The 233-nt window shown below is 58.4% G+C and carries 1 rRNA gene; it reads right to left on the bottom strand.

The window, feature by feature from the left end:
• A 23S ribosomal RNA gene (locus IG02_RS0135710) occupies positions 1-233 on the bottom strand; the annotation flags it as partial.

A 233-nucleotide genomic window follows, 5' to 3' on the forward strand; every position in this document is an offset into this window, starting at 1 on the left:
ACCCTCTACGCCGGGCCTTTCGCATGCCCTTCGCCTACCCATACGGTTTCTGACTCACCGACCGGCCGGCAGACCGATCAAGCACGCTCCCACAACCCCACATACGCAACCCCTGCCGGGTCTCACACGCATATGGTTTAGCCTCATCCAGTTTCGCTCGCCACTACTCCCGGAATCACGGTTGTTTTCTCTTCCTGAGGGTACTGAGATGTTTCACTTCCCCTCGTTCCCTC

The sequence above is a fragment of the Streptomyces sp. NRRL F-5135 genome, assembly GCF_000719775.1.
Taxonomy (GTDB): Bacteria; Actinomycetota; Actinomycetes; order Streptomycetales; family Streptomycetaceae; genus Streptomyces; species Streptomyces hebeiensis.